The organism is Burkholderia sp. B10 (assembly GCF_004368385.1).
In the GTDB taxonomy this organism is placed as follows: domain Bacteria; phylum Pseudomonadota; class Gammaproteobacteria; order Burkholderiales; family Burkholderiaceae; genus Burkholderia; species Burkholderia vietnamiensis.
Window position 1 is genome coordinate 1 of sequence record NZ_PQMX01000023.1, and the last position, 18,082, is coordinate 18,082.

Sequence of the window (18,082 nt, forward strand, 5' to 3'; positions counted from 1 at the left end):
ATCCCCACCCACATGCCCAGCCACGCACTCATCCGCCGCCGCCCCGTCATCGGCGCGCTGAAACGCGAACGCCAGCGGCACCCGCGCCGAACGCATCCCGCAGCGCATCGCGACGCCCGTCTCGGCCGGCCCGACGAACAGCATCCCGTCGTCCGCGAGCCGGCTCGCGAGCTGACGGATCGCGCGATCCTGCGCGTCGCGATCGAAATAGATCAGCACGTTGCGGCAGAACACGAAGTCGTAGCGCACGCCCGTGTCGGCGCACGCTTCCATCAAATTTGCCTGACGAAACTGCACGCGCGATCGCACCTGCTCGTCGAGCAGCCAGCCGTCGGCCGTCGGCGTGAAGAAACGCGTGCGAAACGCCGTCTGCGTGCCGCGAAACGCGTTCCTTCCATAACAGCCGGCCCGCGCGTGCTCGATCGCTCGCGCGCTGAGGTCGAGCGCGTCGATCGCGAAGCTCGCCGGGTCGAGTCCCGCGTCCAGCAGCGCCATCGCCGCCGAATACGGCTCCTCGCCGGTCGAACATGGCGCGCTCAGCACGCGGATCACGCGCCCGGGCGCGCAGGCTATGCGCTCGGCCGCGCGCCGCGCGAGCGCCGCGAACGCCGCGCCATCGCGGAAGAACCACGTCTCGGGCACGACGAACAGCTCGATCAGCGCGCGCCGCTCGTCAGCGCATGCGTGCAGGCGCGCCCAGTACGCGCGCAGCGCCTCCGTCGTCACGGGCGCCCGCGCGGCCGACGGCAATCGTTCACCGTCACTCTTCAGCGCATGCACGCGCTCGGTCAGCGCACGGCTCAGGAAATCATGGCCGAGCGAATCGGGATCGATGCCGGTCTCGCGGCGCAGCCAGTCGCGAAACAGCACGGCGAACGCATTCATCCGGGCGCCCCTTCGTGGGCCGGCTGGCCGTCGAACAGATACAGGTGCGCGACGTCGTCGACCAGGCCGGCAACCGACACCTGCTGCACGACGCCGTCCCGCGTGTTCGCGACGCGCCCGAGCCAGCGCGTGCGCTCGCTCGACACGCCGCTGATGCGAAATGCCGCGCGGTCGATCCGCAGCGTCCGCGTCGCGCGCTCGACGATCAGCCCGATCACGCGCTCGCGTCCGCTCCGGCCGCCGCGATAGCGCACCATCACGAGCCGCGTCGAACGCAGCGCCTGCGCCGGGCGTCCGAGCACGAGCATCGGCAGGTCGATCACCGGCACCGGCTGGGCGCCGCGCATCAGCAAGCCGGCGATCCACGCGGGCGCGCCGGCCACGGCCGTGGTGGCGGCGAGCGGCAACACCTCGTCGACGTCCGCCGCGTCGAGCGCATAACGCGCGCCGTCGAGCTCGAACATCAGGAACAGCGCGTGCGCGGCGCCGTGCGGCTCGGCGCGCATCATGCGTCGACCTTGAAGCGCGACACGCTGGTGCGCAACTGGTTCGCGACGAGCGTCAGGTCGTCGATCGCCTGCGACGACTGGCGCAACGATTCGGCCGTCTGCTGCGCGGCTTCCGACAGCTGCGACAGCGCCTGCGTGATCTGCTCGGCGCCGCTCGCCTGCGTCTGCATGCCTTCGTTGACCATCTGGAAGCGCGGCGCGAGCGTCTGCACCTCGGCGATGATCTGCGACAGCTGCGCGCCGACCTGCTGCACGTCGAGCATCCCGCGGCGCACTTCCTCGGAGAACTTGTCCATCCCCATCACGCCGGCGGACACGGCCGACTGGATCTCCTTGACCGTCTGCTCGATGTCGTAGGTCGCCACCGCGGTCTGGTCCGCGAGGCGGCGGATCTCGGTCGCGACGACCGCGAAGCCGCGCCCGTACTCGCCGGCCTTCTCGGCCTCGATCGCCGCGTTCAGCGACAGCAGGTTGGTCTGGTCGGCGACCTTGGTGATCGTCGCGACGACCTGGTTGATGTTCAGCGCCTTCTCGTTGAGGATCGCGAGCTTCGCGTTCACCGAGCCGGCCGCGTCCATCACGCTGCGCATCGTGTCGCCCATCCGCGTGAGGCCGCTCTGGCTGACGCCCGCGAGCGTCGCCGACTGCTCGGCCACGCCGGCCACCTCGTTCATCGTGCGCAGCAAATCGCGCGACGTCGCGAAGATCTCGCGCGACGTCGCGCCGATCTCGGTCGTCGTCGCCGCGGTCTCGTTCGCGGTCGCCTGCTGCTCGCGCGACGTCGCCGCGATCTCCGCGACCGACGTCGTCACCTGCATCGACGACTGCTGCGCACGCGACACCAGCTCGGTCAGCTCGTCGGCCATCCGGTTGAAGCCGGTCTCGAGCGTGCCGAACTCGTCGCGGCGGCGCAGGTCGAGCCGATGCGTGAGGTTGCCGGTGCGCATCGCGTCGTGCACGTCGACGAGCCGCGCCATCGGCACCGTGACCGAACGGTAGAGCCCATAGCCGAGCCCGAGCGCCGACAGCAACACGATCGCCAGCGCGATCGCGAGCACGACCTCGGTGTCCTGACCGGATTCGCGGATCAGCTTCGCCGACTGATCGGCGAACTTGCGATTCTCCTGCACCAGGATATTGGCACTGCGCACGACCTCGGCCCACGCCGGCTCGACCTTCGCGTAGGCGGCGACGGCCTCGTCGTGCGACGCGCGGCCCTTCTGCACCGCGTCGTTCAGCAACGGCAGGTAGCGGTCGTATGCGCTGCGGAACACCGCGAAGCGCTGACGGTCCTCGTCGCGGAACGTGGTGTTCTGATAGTCGATCGACAGCGATTCGATTTCCTTGAGCGCGTCGCCGAGCTTCGCGAAATCGCGCTCCACGAGCTCCGGGCTCGTATCGACGAAGGTCGCCTGTTGCAGCGTCGCGAACGATTCGTTGACCGCCCCGCGCAACGACGCCGCAAGATACACGCCGGGCAGCGAATCGCGCTCGATGCTGACGGCTTCGGCATTGATCGCGCGCAGCCGCTCGTACGACACGCCGGCCATCACGAGCATCAGCACGAACAGCACGCCGAAGCTCAGCAGGATGCGATTGCCGAGCGTGAGCCGGGCGGCGCCGAGGGTCGGATGCAAGCTTTCATGGTTCGCACGGGGCGTCAGGGTGGCCATGTTCGTTGTGGGCTTTCAAAACAGCGTTAAAAAACCGCGCCTGCGCGCGCCGGACGGCGTGGCGCGAGCGCATCGGGTGTTACCGGCGGCACGGCGCGGGCAAGCGGCGCGCGCCATCACCGCTCGCGTTGAGCCGGCAACCGCAGCGCGACCATGAAGCCGCGCGCCGTGTCGCGCATCAGGATCTGGCCGCGATGCCGCGCCGCCGTCGCACGCACGAACGCCAGCCCGAGACCGAAACCGCCGCGCATCGCACCATGCACGGATTCGAGCCGCACGAACGATTCGGTCGCGGCCGCGCGCTGTTCGGGCGCGATGCCGGAGCCGGCGTCCTCGACGCCGATCAGCCACGCGCCGCCGTCGTCGTTCAGCGTGCAATGGATGTCGGCGCCGGCCGGCCCGTATTTCAGCGCATTGTCGATCAGGTTCGCGACCGCGCGCGTGAGCATCATGCGATCGCCCATCGTCGCGCACTCGGCGTCGCACACGTGCGCGACGATGCGGCTGCCGAATCCGAGCGCCTTCTCCCACAGCTGGTCGACCGCGTCGAGCACGACCTCGTCGAGGCTCACGAGCTCGTGCGCGCGGCGCTCCGATTGCGCACGGGTCAGATGGATGAAGCCGTCGGCGAGCGCGAGCGCGCGGCGCGCGTGGCCCGCGATGCGCTCCAGCAGCGCGGGCATGTCGCCGTGTTCGTTCCGGTAGACCTCGAGCAGCGCGAGAATCGACGTCTGCGGCGAGCGCATGTCGTGCGACAGGAAATCCAGCGCCTCGTCGCGCTGCCGCGCCATCAGGTACGAACTCGAGTGGTAGCGGATGCGCGCCGTCAGTTCCATCGCGTCCGGCAACTTCACCAGATAGTCGTTCGCGCCGGCGATGAACGCCTCGCGCTTGACGACCGGCTCCTCCTTCGCAGACAGCACGATGATCGGCACGCGCGCCGTGTCCACGTGCGCGCGCCACGCGCGCACGAGGTCCAGGCCGTCGATGTCCGGCATCACGAGGTCCTGCAGGATGACGGTCGGCTTGACGTCGCGCGCGACGGCCAATGCCCGGTGGGGATCGGTGCACACATGCAGGTCGATGTCGGGCTCGCTGCGCAATGCGCGGCGTATCACTTCGCCGACGAACGGCTGATCGTCGACGAGCAGGATCGACAGCCCCGATTCGAGACAATCCGGCGCATTTTGATCGCGCGATTCTTTCATAAATACCGTTTCAAACGAAAATCACCACCCGATTCATTCTCGCAAGTTGATTATTCAACTCACTCGCCATCTCGATAATTCGACCACATTCTTCACGATGATGGCGTTGTCGCTCGTCAGCCTTTACACACGAGGATTGCAGCGCCGATTTTCCCAAGCAACACCGAATTACATTCGCACACATTCTCTCAATAAAGATTACTGAGCGATTCTAATTGAGATTGCAACAGATCATCTATCTCCTTCAGGTTCAGCTTTGCCAAATATGGTGAAATAACCTGATTTGGATAAATCGGATCATTTCCTTGCGCGAAGCATGAAAACGTTTGCGAGGCCGGCGGGAGACGGTTTACGGGTGCGTATGCGGCGGTCCGGGCCGCCGCGCGTTGGGGCCGGACCATGGACACACTGAGGAATTCGATGGGACGACGGCGGGAGCCCAGGCAAGCCACCGATGCTGCGGGATGACGCGCGATGCGACGAGATGGGCGACGGTGACGGCTGCGGCTCTGATGCCGCCGGCAACCCCCGCGCCATCGGCGTCCTAAACAACCGCGCTCACCACCCGCGCGCCTGCCGCCGCTCAACCGCGCGCATGCTGCGCCGACACTTCCTGCAGGTCAAGATCGCGCTCGACCATGTGCAGCATCTCGTCGTGAATGTGGCCGGATCGATGCAGCCGCAGCAGTTCGGCGCGCCCGGCCCGGATCGCGGCCAGCACGACGTCGTAATGCGCGGCGCGAACTTCCGGCGGATATTGCGGCGCATCCTTCGTGCGCTCGGTGAGCGCCGCGCGATACGTGTACTGCTCAAGCAGGCGCGGATGTATCACGTTGCCGCTTGCGTCGTGCACCAGCGGCTGGATCGCGGCGAGCTGCGCGGCCTCGATGTACGCCCACGTCTGCGGCTCGCTCAGGTGATGCGCGGCACGTTCGTCGCGTTGCGGCAGGCGCAGCAGCCGAATCAGCGGCCCGATCGTCGTACCCTGCAGCAGCACGGTCACGAGGATCACCGCGAACGACGCGACCAGGATCACGTCGCGGCCCGGCATCGCCTCCGGCAGCGACAGCGCGATCGCGAGCGTCACGACACCGCGCATGCCGGCCCAGCTCATGACCGTCGCGGCCTTCCAGTCGGGCGCCGCGCCGCGCCGCACGATACCGCGCACCGGCCACTTCAGCGCCTCGACCGCATAGACCCACACGAAGCGCGACACGATCACGGCCGCCAGTACCGCGAGCACCGCCGGCATCATCGTGCCGAGCACCTGCTCGAAGCCGCCGAGCCGGTGAATCGCCCCGCGCAGCGACAACCCGATCAACACGAACACCATCGCCTCGAGCAGGAACACGATGACCTGCCAGAACGCGGTGCCGCGCGTGCGCACGGCCGCGGAGAACACTTCGTGCTGATGCCAGCCGACGATCATGCCGGCCGTCACCGTCGCGATCACGCCGGACACCTCGACCATTTCGCCGGCGATGTAGGCGAGCCAGCCGGCGATCACCGCGACGGTGATCACCAGATAGTCGTCGTCGAGCAGCTTCAGGAACCACACGACGATGCGCCCCACCAGAAAGCCCACCACGACGCCGCCGATTCCCAGCTCCGCGAAACGCACGACCGCGTGCTCGAGGCTGAACGCGCCCGTCAGCGCGGCGGCGACCGCGAAGCGGAACAGCACGAGGCCGGCCGCATCGTTCAGCAGGCTCTCACCTTCAAGCAGCACCATCAGCCGGCGCGGCAGCGCGACGCGCTCGAGCACCGCCTTCGCGGCGACCGCGTCAGGCGGCGACACGATCGCGCCGAGCGCGAAGCACGCGGCCCACGGCAGCGACGGCGCGACCCAGTGCACGGCGTAGCCGACCGCGAACGTCGTGAACGCGACCGCGCCGATCGCGAGCAGCAGGATGCCGCCGACGTTGCGCTTGAATTCCTCCCAGACGGTGAAATATGCCCCGTCCATCAGCAGCGGCGGCAGGAACACCAGCAGCACGAGCTCCGGGTCGAGGTTGACGGGCGGCAGGCCGGGGATGAACGCGATGCCGATGCCGCCCATCAGCAGCGCGGCGGCAGGCGGCAGGCGCAATCGCTTCGCAATGCATTCGAGCGCGACGATCGCGACGAACGACAGCAGAATCAGCTTGAAAGCCGCGACGGGGGACATGAATCGACCTCGTGAAAATTGAACGCGCGGCCGCACGGTGTCGTACGGAGTGCGACCGTTTCGCGCGATTACATCACGATGCGATGCGTTCAGTCGAGCGCATCGAGCGCGCGCGGCGCGGCTGCGCCAGGGTCTCTTCACGCTAATGGCGGGCTTGCGCTGGCCCGCAGAAGAGCCGAGCGCAAGGACTGCGACGAAGCGAATACTCGACGTATTCGCGAAGAGCATGACGCGGCGCACGACCTTCTGGAGGCCAGCGCCACGAACGAACTTTCCAAACAGGTGCTCGTTGTTAGCGCGAACAGCCCCTATCGGCGCCGAACGACCATCAGACGCGGCTCGGTCATGTCCTCGATCGCGTAGCGGATCCCTTCGCGGCCGAGGCCGGAATCCTTCACGCCGCCGTACGGCATGTTGTCGACGCGGAACGACGGCACGTCGTTGATCACGACGCCCCCCACCTCGAGCTCGTCCCACGCGCGCTGCGCGTGCGTGAGCGAATCGGTGAACACGCCGGCCTGCAAGCCGAAGTCGCTGTCGTTCACGCGCGCGAGCGCGTCGTCGAAACGGTCGAACTTCTCGAGGATGGCGACCGGGCCGAACGCCTCCTTGCGGTACAGGTCCTGCTCGCGGCCGACGTCTTCGAGCAGCGTCGCCTCGAACATCGCGCCGTCGACCTTGCCGCCCGCGATGATCTTCGCACCCGCCGCGACGGCCGCATCCATCCAGCCGGACAGGCGGCGCGACTCCGATTCGGAGATCATCGGGCCGACGAACGTCGATGGATCCTTCGGATCGCCCATCTTCAGCGAGCGCGTCTTCGCGACCAGCTTGTCGCGCAACGTGTCGTACAGGCTCGCATGCACGAGGATCCGCTGCACGCCGATGCAGCTCTGGCCCGACTGGTAATACGCGCCGAACGCGAGCCGGTCGACCACGTAGTCGAGCTGCTCGAACTGGTCCGCATCGACGATCGCCGCCGCGTTGCCGCCGAGCTCCAGCACGACCTTCTTCTTGCCGGCCTTCTCCTTCAGCGCCCAGCCGACGGCCGGCGAGCCGGTGAACGACAGCAACCTGAAACGCTCGTCGGTGGTGAATAGGTCGGCGCCGTCGCGATGCGCGGGCAGCACCGAGAACGCGCCCTTCGGCAGATTGGTTTCCGCGAGCACCTCGGCGATGATCAGCGCGCCGACCGGCGTGCGGCTCGCCGGTTTGAGCACGAACGGGCAGCCCGCGGCGAGCGCGGGCGCGACCTTGTGCGCGGCGAGGTTCAGCGGGAAGTTGAACGGCGAGATGAACGAGCACGGGCCGATCGGCACGCGCCGCGTATAGCCGGTGTAGCCCTGCGCGCGCGCCGAGATCTCGAGGTTGAGCACTTCGCCGTCGATGCGCACCGCCTCCTCGGACGCGACGCGGAACGTATCGATCAGCCGCGTCACCTCGCCTCTCGAATCGTTGATCGGCTTGCCGGCCTCGATGCACAGCGCCTCGGCCAGCTCGTCGAAACGCTCGCGAAAGCGTGCGACGCAGTGATCGAGCACGGCCTGCCGCCGGTACGCCGGCAGCTCGCGCATCGGCTTGACGGCGTCGACTGCCGCGCCGATGGCCGCGTCGATCGCCTGCGCGTCGGCCAGCGCGACGCGCGTCGCGACCTTGCCGCTGAACTTGTCCGTCACTTCCAGATCGGTATTCGCATAGACGGCCTCGTTGGCCAGATAGTACGGATAGGTATCCTTCAGCATGGCACGCTCCTTCCGGTGAACTGCGGATTCAGAGTTGCGCCGACAGGCGCTTGATTTCGCGGTTGAGCACGCGCTCGTTGTCCGAATAGTCGATCGGCACGTCGATCACGTGCACACCCGGTGTCGCAAAGCATTCGCGCAGCAGCGGCTCGAGATCGTCGGCCGCCTCGACGCGGTGCCCGTGCGCGCCGTAGCTCTGCGCATACGCGACGAAATCGGGGTTCTTCAGCGTCATCGCGAAGTCGGGAAAATTCATGTTCTCCTGCTTCCAGCGGATCATCCCGAACGCATCGTCGCGCAGGATCATCACGACGAGGTCGAGCTTCAGCCGCACGGCCGTTTCGAGCTCCTGCGAATTCATCATGAAGCCGCCGTCGCCGCACACGGCGATCACCTTGCGCTGCGGATGCACGATCCTGGTCGCGATCGCCGACGGCAAGCCGGCGCCCATCGACGCGAGCGCGTTGTCGAGCAGCAGCGAGTTCGGCTCGTGCGCGCGCCAGTAACGCGCGAACCAGATCTTGTACATCCCGTTGTCGAGGCAGACGATCCCGTCGACCGGCAGCGCGTTGTACAGATCGTTGACGATCCGCACCGGATACATCGGGAAGCGCGGATCGTGCTGGCCCTTCTGCAGATGCGCTTCGAAATGCGCCTTGATCATCGTGAAGCGCTCGAAATCCCAGTGCGGCTGCGGCGCGATCGCTTCCTTCATCTGCCACACGGCGTTCGCGATGTCGCCGACCACCTCGATCTGCGGGAAATACACCGGGTCCACCTGCGCGCCGAGGAAGTTCACGTGGATCACGGTCTTGTCGTCCGCGCGCATGAAGAACGGCGGCTTTTCGATCACGTCGTGGCCGACGTTGATGATGCAGTCCGCGTGCTCGATCGCGCGATGCACGAAATCGCCGTCGGACAGCGTCGCGTTGCCGAGCCACAGCGGATGCGTCTCGTCGATCACGCCCTTGCCCATCTGCGTCGTGAAGAACGGGATGCCCGTCTCGTCGACGAACTCGAGCAGCATCTTGCAGGTCGTCTTGCGGTTGCCGCCCGCGCCGATCATCAGCAGCGGATGCCGCGCGGCCTGGATCGCATCGACCGCGTGCGCGACCGCCTTCTGCTCGGCGATCGGGCGGCGGCTGAAGCTGCGCGGAATCGGCTTGCCGTCGCCTTCCTCGTGCGCGATATCCTCCGGCAGCTCGAGATGCGCGGCGCCCGGACGCTCCTCCTCCGCGCGCCGGAACGCCTCGCGCACCGCCGACGGGATGTTGCCGATCGACACGATCTGCCGCGTGAACTTCGTGAGCGGCTGCATCATGCCGACGACGTCGACGATCTGGAAGTGGCCCTGCTTGCTCGACTTGATCGGCTTCTGGCCGGTGATCATCAGCATCGGCATGCCGCCGAGCTGCGCATACGCGGCGGCCGTCACGAAATTGGTGGCGCCCGGCCCGAGCGTCGCGAGACACACGCCGGTGCGGCCGGTGAGACGGCCGTAGGTTGCGGCCATGAAACCGGCCGCCTGCTCGTGGCGGGTCAACACGAGCTTGATCTTCGAGCGCCGCAGCGATTCGAGCAGATCGAGGTTTTCCTCACCGGGAATGCCGAACACGTATTCGACGCCTTCGGCTTCCAGCGCCTTCACAAACAGATCCGATGCTTTCATGGGGACTCTCCGTCGCTGCCGCGTGCCCGGTTTGCGGACGTGCGGCGTTCAGAACGCGCGCCGGCCTACGGCACGCGCACGCTTACCTACGGGATGCTGACCACGGTGCTGGCCGCCGCGCAACGCACGGCGGCGCCTCCCGATGCAGGAGGACGAACGGATCCGCCAGCGCGCAGGACGAACGCGCACGGGCGGCAGGGACGTTTTCGATTGTAGACGGATTCGCGGGATTCCTGCTTCGGCCGAACGGCCGATCCGGGCCCCGGCGCAGCATCGGCCTGACGGCCAACTTCGCGTCAAACGGCGCGCGCCGCTCTACTGTGACGGCATCGGAACCCCAGTTGAGCTTGTGAACCATGGTTGACATATCGAGTAACGTGCCTTACAGTGCTCCGACGTCCAGCATCAGAACGACCGAAGTCTTCGACACATGGTTCGCCGGTCTGCAGGATCGCGTCGCACGGCGGCGTATCCAGGCCCGCATCGACCGCCTGTCGATGGGCAATCCGGGCGACTGGAAGTCGGCCGGCTCCCCGGTCGTCGAGATGCGTATCGACCACGGCCCCGGCTATCGCGTCTACTACGTCAGGCGCGCGACGATCTGGGTGATCCTGCTCTGCGGCGGCGACAAGTCGACGCAACAGGCAGACATTCGCGCCGCGCACGCAATGCTCGGGCGGCTCGACCTGGAGTAAGCGATGGACAAGATCAGCACCCGGCCGTGGGATTCGGCCGCCCACCTCGAAACCGACGACGACATCGCCGACTATTTCGACGCATGTCTGCAGGAAGGCGGCGACGACCCGGCCTTCATCGCGCATGCGCTCGGCGTGATCGCGCGCGCGCGCGGCATGTCGCAGGTCGCCCGCGACGCCGGCCTGTCGCGCGAAGGGCTGTACAAGGCGCTGTCGCACGACGGCAATCCGAGCTTCGGCACCATCCTCAAAGTGATCAAGGCGCTCGGCCTGCAACTGCACGGCGCGAAAGCGCGCGCGTGACGCGCGGCGCGCGGCGGTGCGCGCCCGATGCGGCGGCGGTTGGCACGTGACTATCGCGTGACTATCGCGTGACTGTCGCGCGGCAACCGCGTCAATGCAGCCACGCGCCGGCCCAGCGCGGCACCAGCGATACGAGATACAGCCCGAGCCCGATCAGCCCGCCGACCAGCGTGCCATTGATGCGGATGTATTGCAGGTCCTTGCCGATGTTCAGCTCGATTTGCCGCGACATCTCGCGCGCATCCCAGTTGCGCACCGTGTCGCGGATGTGCCGCATCAGAAAATCGGCGAAATCCGGCGCCATCTCGTGCACGGCCTTTTCGACATGCTCGTTCAGCGACGCGCGCAACGCCGGGCTTTCCGCGAGCCGCGCACCGAGCCAGCGGCCGAGCGTCGCGGCCTGCCGCTGCAGCGTCGAGTCGGCGCGCGCCAGATCGGCCTTCAGCCACGCGCGCAACTGGTCCCACAGATCGCGCACATAGTCGTTGAACGCATCGCCGTCGCGAATGTAGCGCTTGATCTCGTCGCCCTTCGCGATGAACGCCGGGTCGTGCTTCAGCCGCTCGGTGAGCCGCACGACCGTGCCGTCGAAGCGCTGGCGCAACTCGTGCTCGGGGTCGGCCGCGACGCTCTCGAGCACGCGGCTCACCGCGCTCGCGAGCATGCGCGCGCCGTTCTCGCCGAACCACTGCGTCGGCATGATCTTCTCGACCTTCGGATATTGCGTCTTCAGCCATTCGACGATGAAGCCCGCGATCACCTCGCGGTTCTCCTCCTTGTCGAGGATGCCGACGATCTGCTCGATCGCATCGTCGAGCAGCGCCTGGTGACGGCCGTCCTTCGTCAGCGTGTCGAGGATCGCGCCGGCAGACTGCGACAGGTCGATCCGGTCGATCATCGCGCGCATCGCGTCGTGGACGAACGAGCGGATGCGCGCGTCGTCGGTCATGTCGAGCGCGAAGCTCATCAGCTTCGTCACGTAGGTGCCGAGCGCCTCGGTATTCGCCGGCTCGCCGAGCCATGCGCCGAGCCGCTGCGCGGGATCGTGCTGGCGAATCTGCGCGGCGAGCGCGTCGGGGCCGAGGAATTTCTCGCGCACGAACACCGCGAGATTGTCGGCGATCTTGTCCTTGTTCTTCGGGATGATTTCGGTGTGGCGCGACACGAACGGGATCGGCACGCGGCGAAACAGCGCGACCACCGCGAACCAATCGGCGAGCGCGCCGACCATCGCGGCCTCGGCCACCGCCTTGAAGCCGTCGACCCACGGGCCGCGCGGCAGCAGGATCGTCGTGACGAACACCGCGACGGCGGTCAGCAGCAGCCATAGCGCGCGGCGCTTGCTGCGTTTCAGTTCGAGGGCTTTGTCTGGCGTCATGGGCGATCGGTGAAACGGCAATGCCGCTAATATGCACCGATCGCCCGCCGGCGACAAACCCGCGCGCCACACGCGCGCGGAACCGCTTGCCCTCGGTCGGATGCGAGCCGCCTTGCCGCGTCGCGCGGCGCCGGCCCGGCGCGAGCGCGGTCATACGGAGCGCGTTCGCACCGAGCCCACGCAGCGCGTCACAGAAACGTCTTCAAGCCGACCGTCGGATCGGCGAGCTGCTGCGGGTCGGGCATCGCGCCGGCCGCGATCAGCCGGCGCGCGGCGCCGATGTCGCGCCCGAGATTGACCGCGGCCGCCGCGACGATCCTGCCGTCGTCGCCGAGCCCGAACACCGTGAACGGCCCGCGTGCCGGATCGCCGCGCACGACGGTCGTCTGCCCGGCGCCGAACAGCCCGAGCATCTGCAGGTTGCAGTCGTACTGATCGGACCACAGCCACGGCAGCTCCGCATACGCGTCGTCCGCGCCGAGCAGGTTCGCGGCCGCGACGGCCGGCTGGTTCTCCGCGACCTGCCACGACTCGATGCGCACGTGACGCCCGAGCAGCGGATTGAAGTGCATCGTCACCTCGCCCGCCGCGAAGATCGCGCGGTCGGCCGTGCGGCAGCCCGCATCGACGCGGATGCCGTTGTCGACGTCGAGCCCCGCCGCCTGCGCAAGCTCGACGTTGGGCAGCACACCGATGCCGACCACGACAACGTCGGCATGCACGTCGCCGCGATCGGTCTCGACGATCGCGCCGCCGCCCGCCGCGGCACGTATCGCGCGCGGCAGCGTCGCCATCTGAAAACCGACGCCGCGTTCGTCATGCAACCGGTGCGCGTAGGCGCCGACGACTTCCGGCAACGCGCGTTGCAGCAAGCGCGCGGCCGGATCGATCACCGTCACGTTGCAGCCGAGCTGGCGCGCCGCCGCAGCCACTTCGAGGCCGATGAAGCCGCCGCCGAGCACCGCGACGCGGCGGCCGCGCACGAGCTGCGCGCGCAACGCACGCGCGTCGGCGACGGTGCGCACGTAGTGCGCCACGACGCCCGCGTCGATCGGCCCGCCGAAGGTGCGCACGCGCGAGCCGGTCGCCAGCACGAGCTTGGCGTACGGCAGCGTCGTGCCGTCGTCGAGCCGCACGCGTTGCGCCTCGCGCTCGATCGCGTCGACGCGCGTGCCGAGCCGCAGCGCGATGCGCTGCGCGTCGTACCACGCGGCATCGCGAACGAACGCGCGCTGCTCGCCGCCGTCGTTCAGCAGCGCATCCTTCGACAGCGCGGGCCGGTCGTACGGCAGCTCGCGCTCGGCGCCGATCATCACGATCGGCGCGTCGGCGTCGCGCGCACGCAGCGCCTCGGCCGTGCGCCGCGCCGCGTGGCCGGCTCCGACGATCACGAACGGGTCAGCCGACATTGACTTCCACCTGTCCGTCGACGATCCGGATCGGATAGACGCGCACCGGCTCGGTGATCGGCGCGCATTTCGGCGCACCGGTGCGAATGTCGATCAGCCCCTGATGCAGCGGGCACTCGACGCACCCGTCCTCCACGTAGCCTTCGGACAGCCGCGCGTGGCCATGCGAACACAGGTCGTGCATCGCGAACAGTTCGTCGCCGATCCGGAATACCGCGATCGGCTTCTGGCCGGCGACGCGCGCCGCCGGTTCGTCTTCGGTGAATTCGTCGATGGCGCCCAGCGGATGCCATTCGGCGAGCGTTGCTTCGGTCATGTCGGCTCCTTGCTTCGTCGGGTCGGTCAGATCGGGGTCGCGAGCAGCGTCTGCACGCGCGACGTGTCGTAGATCACGCGCTTGGCCTTGTAGCGCAGGCCGTCGGGCGTGCGCACGACCGTGTCGTAATACTTGCCGGCCTGGTATACGTTCGATTCGCCGTTGCTGCGGGTCTGCACGACCACGTAGTTGCTCTCGGTGTCGATCTCGCCGTCGCGCTGCGCGACGATCGCGAGGCCCGAGGTCATGTGGCGGTACGTGTGCTCTTCATAGATGTTCGCGTGCCGCAGCGACACCACGCGATCGCGCAGCATCCGCTGGTTCGTGCAGTGGACGATGCCGACCGGCAGCCCGAGATCCGCGTTCTCCTTCGGCACGATCTCGTACGTGCAGTCCTCGGTGAACATTTCCGGCCAGCGTTCGAGCCGGTCGTTGTCGAGATGGCCGATGTAGCGGTTCTGCAGCATGTAAATCTCGAACCACGTCTTCATGTCTTCCGTCAGGTTTTCCATCTTTGCGCGCTCCCGCTTCAATAGCCCATCAGCTTCTGGTAGCCGACCCAGAACTTGCGGATCAGGCTTTCGGTGATCACCGTGTCCTGCTGCTCCGGATTGCCGCGCGACATCTCGATGACCGAGGTTGCGTCGGCGTCGCGCACCGTGCCGCGCTGCACGAGCTCGGTCGCCTCGGTGTCCTCCATCGAGATGTAGCCGGCCGGCCCGACCAGGTTCGCCTGCTTGATGCGCAGCGCGCGCAGCTCGGGCGTGTCGTCGGCGTAGCCGAAGAAGTGGAAGATCAGCTCGAAGTTGTCCGGCCCCTTCGGCAGGATCTGCCGCGCGACCAGCGTGTTGTGGATCTGCTGGATCACGAGCTGCGGGAAGATCGGCTGGATATGATTCGTGCAGTCCTCGTCGTATTCCGACACCAGATCGAGAATCGACTCGTCTTCCAGATGGAAGCCTTCGTCGAACGAACGGATGTTCTGCTGCTTGTACGCGGCCGACGTGTCGTCGCCCGTCTTCGTCACCGTGATGATGCTGTGCAGCCCGTGGTTCGCATCGGGGATCGAGCGCGCCTTCATCCCGACGCGGAAGATGTTGAAGGTCGTATGGAACAGATGCAGCATGCTCGCGTGATACGGATCCTTCACGTTCTCCATGTACAGCTTCCAGTTCGACTTCGAATACTGGCGCGTGCAGCCGAGATACTCGATCGGCTTGTGGAAGATCCGGTCGATCCACGGTCGCATCTGCGCGCCGAGATAATCGGGCAGCGGCGCGACGTCGTCGCTGAAGGTCGCGAACACGAGCCCGCGATAGCTGTCGACGCGCAGCTTGCGTAGCCCGTGCTGCTTCGGGTCGAAGTCGGCCGGCATCCCGGTCATCCCTTTCTGGCCGCGCCGGAACGGCACGCCGAGCAGGTTGCCCTCGTTGTCGAAGCTCCACTGGTGATACACGCACGTGTGCGAGCTGGCGTTGCCGCGCGACTTGCGGCACACCTGCGCGCCGCGGTGCGCGCAGCGGTTCACCCACGCGGACAGCGCGCCGTCCTCGGTGCGCGTGACGACGACCGGCGTGTCGCCGACGAAGGTGCTCTTGAAGTCGCCGGCGTTGGGGATTTCCGCTTCCAGCGCGACGAAGTTCCACGTCGGCCCGCGGAAGATGCGCTCCTGCTCGCGATCGTAGACGGCGCGCGAGCTGAACACCTTGTACGGGACGCGCGAGCCGTCGTCGTGGGGAAAGTGCACGTCGGACGCGTCGTCGCGCGCGGCAAATACGACGGGCGATGCTGTCTGCTCCATGTCGGACTCCTTGTGGTTCCGGTTCGTTGATGGCATGGAGCGGATTTTTGAAAAGCTAATATTCGGCGTCTATCCGGAAAGTGCGATTGCGGCGGCGCAATATCCACTTTCGGCGGATTTCTGCGCTAGCATGACGACACACGCGAGCCGCCGCCCGTTCGTGACCCATTCGTCGGAACGAAGCGCGCGTCGATACCAAGGCCGATGCCCATGTCCCCAACGTCGTTCGAGCCGCTCGCGCTGCGCGCGCACCGGCTGTTCGAATCCCGCGATCTCGACGAGACGCGCGAGCGCATCTCGCGCGTGATGCAGCCGCACGCGCTGCTGCCGAGCGGGCGCATGCAGGGCGCCGCGCACATGGACTTCGTGCGGCTCGGCGGGCTCGGGATCGGCACGATCGCGTTCGGCGACGCGATGCGCGTGCAGGTCGACGCGGTCGACGGCTATTACCTGCTGATGTTCTGTCTGTCCGGGCATGCGCAGGTCGCCGCGATGGGGCGCCGGCTCGGCGTCGACGGCCAGACGGGCGTGCTGTGCGCGCCCGGCGAGCGCTTCGATGCGGTGCTGTCGGCCGACTGCGAGCAGTTCGTGCTGCGCATCGACGCGGCGACCGTCGGCTCGCTGACCGGCAATCCGCGCGCGACGCTCGACCCGGTGCTGCACATCAGCGACGCCGCGCTCGCCGCGTGGCACCAGCAGCTGATGCTCGTCGCCCGCTCGCCGGCTTTGCTGGCGCGCGCCAACGCGAATCCGCGCGTCGCGGCGCAGCTCGAGCATCTGCTGATCGATCTGCTGATCGAAGGGCATCCGCCGGCGGCCGCGAGTATGCGTCACGATCCCGCGCCGGGCTTCCTGCTGCGCGCGCAGGAATTCGTGAACGCGCACTACGCGCAGCCGCTGCAGCTCGCCGATATCGTCGTGGCGGCCAACGTGCCGGAGCGGACGCTGCGCGACGCGTTCCTGCAGTTTCGCGGCATGAGCCCGATGCAGTACCTGCGCGCGACGCGGCTCGAGCATGCGCGCGAGTTGCTGCGCAGGTCGCAGCCGGAGCGGCGGATCGCCGATGTCGCGCTCGATTGCGGGTTCACGCATCTCGGGCGCTTCGCGATCGCCTATCGGGAGAAGTTCGGGGAATCGCCGTCGGAAACGGTGGGGGTTAGGCGGTAGGGGTTAGGCATCTGGCGGCAGGCATGCGCGGCCGGCCGCGTTGGCGGGTGGATCGCCGCGTGCGCGGGTGGTGCTGCGTCGGGCTGCATCTTCCGCATCTCTAGCGTCTCCCGCTTGGTCGCCTTGCCCGGTGCGTGCGGTGAGCCCGATGCGCCGCCCGTCGCCCCACGCCCCCTTCTCGACCGAATCGCCCCCGCGTCGCGCCACCCGCCCGAATTGGCCGTTAGTTGCGGCCGCTCCATAAACCGCCCGCGCTAAAGCGTCGGTCCGAACATCGCGCGCGCGATCGCGCAAAACGCGGTCGTCGCCGGGCTTTCGCCGTGCAGCCGGCGGCTCATGATGATCGGCGACGTCGCCGTCGGCTCCGGCAGCCGCCGGTACACGACGCCCTTCACGCGCACGCCTTCGACGCTCTCGGGCACCAGCGACACGCCGACCTGCGCGGCCACCAGCCCGAGCGCCGTCTGCAGTTCGCGCACCTCGTGAACGCCCGTCGGCACGAGCGCGCCGTCGCGCAGTGCCGACAGCTGCTGGTCCGCGAAGCTCGGCCGCGGCGTGCTCGGGTAGACGATCAGCGTCTCGTGCGCGATGTCGGCGAGCGTCAGCGGCCGCTCAGGGTCGGCCAGCGGATGCCCGACCGGCAGCGCCGCGATCAGCTTCTCCTCGATCAGCGCCTCGCGCACCAGCTGGTCGTCGTCGAAGCGCAGGCGGCCGAAGCCGACGTCGATGCGCCCGCCCTTCAGCGCGCCGAGCTGCTCGAGCGTGAACATTTCGATCAGCGACAGCTCGACGCCCGGCTGCGCGTCGCGAAACGCGCGGATCACGTCCGGCAGCGCGCCGTAGAGCGTCGACGGCACGAAGCCGATCACGATCCGCTCCGACAGTTGCGCGAGGCGGCGCGTGAGCGGCCCGAGCTCGTCGGCCTGCTCGAGGACGCGCTTCGCCTGCGCGTAGAACACGCGGCCCGCGTCGGTCAGCTTCAGCGGCCGCGCGCCGCGTTCGAACAACGGCAGCCCGATCTCTTCCTCGATCGTCTGCAGCTGGCGGCTCAGCGGCGGCTGCGTCATGTGCAGCCGCTCCGCCGCCCGCGTGATGTTCATTTCTTCCGCGACGGCGATGAAGTAGCGGAGCTGGCGCAATTCCATTTCATGCCTCAAAGG

The 18,082-nt window shown here is 67.6% G+C and carries 16 protein-coding genes; 3 read left to right on the forward strand and 13 right to left on the reverse strand.

The features are described from left to right. The 7 genes from C3Y15_RS14000 to C3Y15_RS14030 all read right to left on the reverse strand — a co-directional run. The coding region (locus C3Y15_RS14000) for a protein-glutamate O-methyltransferase CheR (protein ID WP_134206845.1) at nucleotides 1-885 on the reverse strand (885 nt) is incomplete at its 3' end. Next, nucleotides 882-1,394, reverse strand: a complete 513-nt coding sequence (locus C3Y15_RS14005) for a chemotaxis protein CheW (RefSeq protein WP_059567464.1) — start codon at nucleotides 1,392-1,394, stop codon at nucleotides 882-884. The genes C3Y15_RS14005 and C3Y15_RS14000, both read right to left, overlap by 4 nt. Then, the gene (locus C3Y15_RS14010) at nucleotides 1,391-3,067 is read right to left on the reverse strand and encodes a methyl-accepting chemotaxis protein (RefSeq protein WP_045578201.1); all 1,677 of its coding nucleotides are present in this window, start codon (nucleotides 3,065-3,067) and stop codon (nucleotides 1,391-1,393) included. Before C3Y15_RS14010 ends, C3Y15_RS14005 begins: the two co-directional genes overlap by 4 nt. A gap of 116 nt (nucleotides 3,068-3,183) precedes the next feature. Next, entirely contained in the window at nucleotides 3,184-4,275 is a 1,092-nt protein-coding gene (locus C3Y15_RS14015) for a hybrid sensor histidine kinase/response regulator (RefSeq protein WP_011881504.1), read from the reverse strand. A gap of 583 nt (nucleotides 4,276-4,858) precedes the next feature. Beyond that, the gene (locus tag C3Y15_RS14020; RefSeq protein ID WP_059558917.1) at nucleotides 4,859-6,442 is read right to left on the reverse strand and encodes a Na+/H+ antiporter; all 1,584 of its coding nucleotides are present in this window, start codon (nucleotides 6,440-6,442) and stop codon (nucleotides 4,859-4,861) included. A 308-nt stretch (nucleotides 6,443-6,750) separates the two neighbouring features. After that, entirely contained in the window at nucleotides 6,751-8,184 is a 1,434-nt protein-coding gene (locus C3Y15_RS14025; RefSeq protein ID WP_011881502.1) for an aldehyde dehydrogenase family protein, read from the reverse strand. Between the two features lie 28 nt (nucleotides 8,185-8,212). Further along, nucleotides 8,213-9,853, reverse strand: coding sequence for an acetolactate synthase large subunit (locus C3Y15_RS14030; protein ID WP_059463465.1), 1,641 nt, complete (start codon nucleotides 9,851-9,853; stop codon nucleotides 8,213-8,215). A 377-nt stretch (nucleotides 9,854-10,230) separates the two neighbouring features. Here C3Y15_RS14030 and C3Y15_RS14040 point away from each other — a divergent pair, with 377 nt between their 5' ends. Together C3Y15_RS14040 and C3Y15_RS14045 are read left to right on the forward strand one after the other, a co-directional pair. Continuing rightward, nucleotides 10,231-10,548 carry a type II toxin-antitoxin system RelE/ParE family toxin gene (locus tag C3Y15_RS14040; protein WP_330995553.1) on the forward strand — a complete coding sequence of 106 codons (318 nt, stop codon included), beginning with the start codon at nucleotides 10,231-10,233 and terminating at the stop codon, nucleotides 10,546-10,548. A gap of 3 nt (nucleotides 10,549-10,551) precedes the next feature. Beyond that, entirely contained in the window at nucleotides 10,552-10,851 is a 300-nt protein-coding gene (locus C3Y15_RS14045) for an addiction module antidote protein (protein ID WP_011881499.1), read from the forward strand. Between the two features lie 91 nt (nucleotides 10,852-10,942). Here the strand turns inward: C3Y15_RS14045 and C3Y15_RS14050 are convergent, their stop codons facing one another. The 5 genes from C3Y15_RS14050 to andAc all read right to left on the reverse strand — a co-directional run bounded on the left by C3Y15_RS14050 (nucleotide 10,943) and on the right by andAc (nucleotide 15,755). Next, nucleotides 10,943-12,229 carry a DUF445 domain-containing protein gene (locus C3Y15_RS14050; protein ID WP_014724584.1) on the reverse strand — a complete coding sequence of 429 codons (1,287 nt, stop codon included), beginning with the start codon at nucleotides 12,227-12,229 and terminating at the stop codon, nucleotides 10,943-10,945. A 188-nt stretch (nucleotides 12,230-12,417) separates the two neighbouring features. Next, nucleotides 12,418-13,638 (reverse strand): anthranilate 1,2-dioxygenase system ferredoxin--NAD(+) reductase, encoded by a 1,221-nt coding sequence (andAa, locus tag C3Y15_RS14055; RefSeq protein WP_059462396.1) that lies wholly within the window; start codon nucleotides 13,636-13,638, stop codon nucleotides 12,418-12,420. Continuing rightward, on the reverse strand, nucleotides 13,628-13,954 hold the full coding sequence (andAb, locus tag C3Y15_RS14060; RefSeq protein WP_011881496.1) for an anthranilate 1,2-dioxygenase ferredoxin subunit AndAb: 327 nt from the start codon (nucleotides 13,952-13,954) through the stop codon (nucleotides 13,628-13,630). Before andAb ends, andAa begins: the two co-directional genes overlap by 11 nt. A 26-nt stretch (nucleotides 13,955-13,980) precedes the next feature. Continuing rightward, the gene (andAd, locus tag C3Y15_RS14065) at nucleotides 13,981-14,466 is read right to left on the reverse strand and encodes an anthranilate 1,2-dioxygenase small subunit AndAd (RefSeq protein WP_034194948.1); all 486 of its coding nucleotides are present in this window, start codon (nucleotides 14,464-14,466) and stop codon (nucleotides 13,981-13,983) included. Between the two features lie 17 nt (nucleotides 14,467-14,483). Continuing rightward, on the reverse strand, nucleotides 14,484-15,755 hold the full coding sequence (gene andAc / locus C3Y15_RS14070) for an anthranilate 1,2-dioxygenase large subunit AndAc (protein WP_014724582.1): 1,272 nt from the start codon (nucleotides 15,753-15,755) through the stop codon (nucleotides 14,484-14,486). Nucleotides 15,756-15,965: 210 nt separating this feature from the next. On the opposite strand from andAc, the gene andR reads away from it, so the two are divergent. Further along, entirely contained in the window at nucleotides 15,966-16,922 is a 957-nt protein-coding gene (gene andR / locus C3Y15_RS14075; protein ID WP_034194947.1) for an anthranilate 1,2-dioxygenase regulatory protein AndR, read from the forward strand. A 254-nt stretch (nucleotides 16,923-17,176) separates the two neighbouring features. Here andR and C3Y15_RS14080 read toward each other — a convergent pair whose 3' ends face one another. After that, nucleotides 17,177-18,067, reverse strand: a complete 891-nt coding sequence (locus tag C3Y15_RS14080) for a LysR family transcriptional regulator (RefSeq protein WP_069246551.1) — start codon at nucleotides 18,065-18,067, stop codon at nucleotides 17,177-17,179. Nucleotides 18,068-18,082 lie beyond the last annotated feature (15 nt).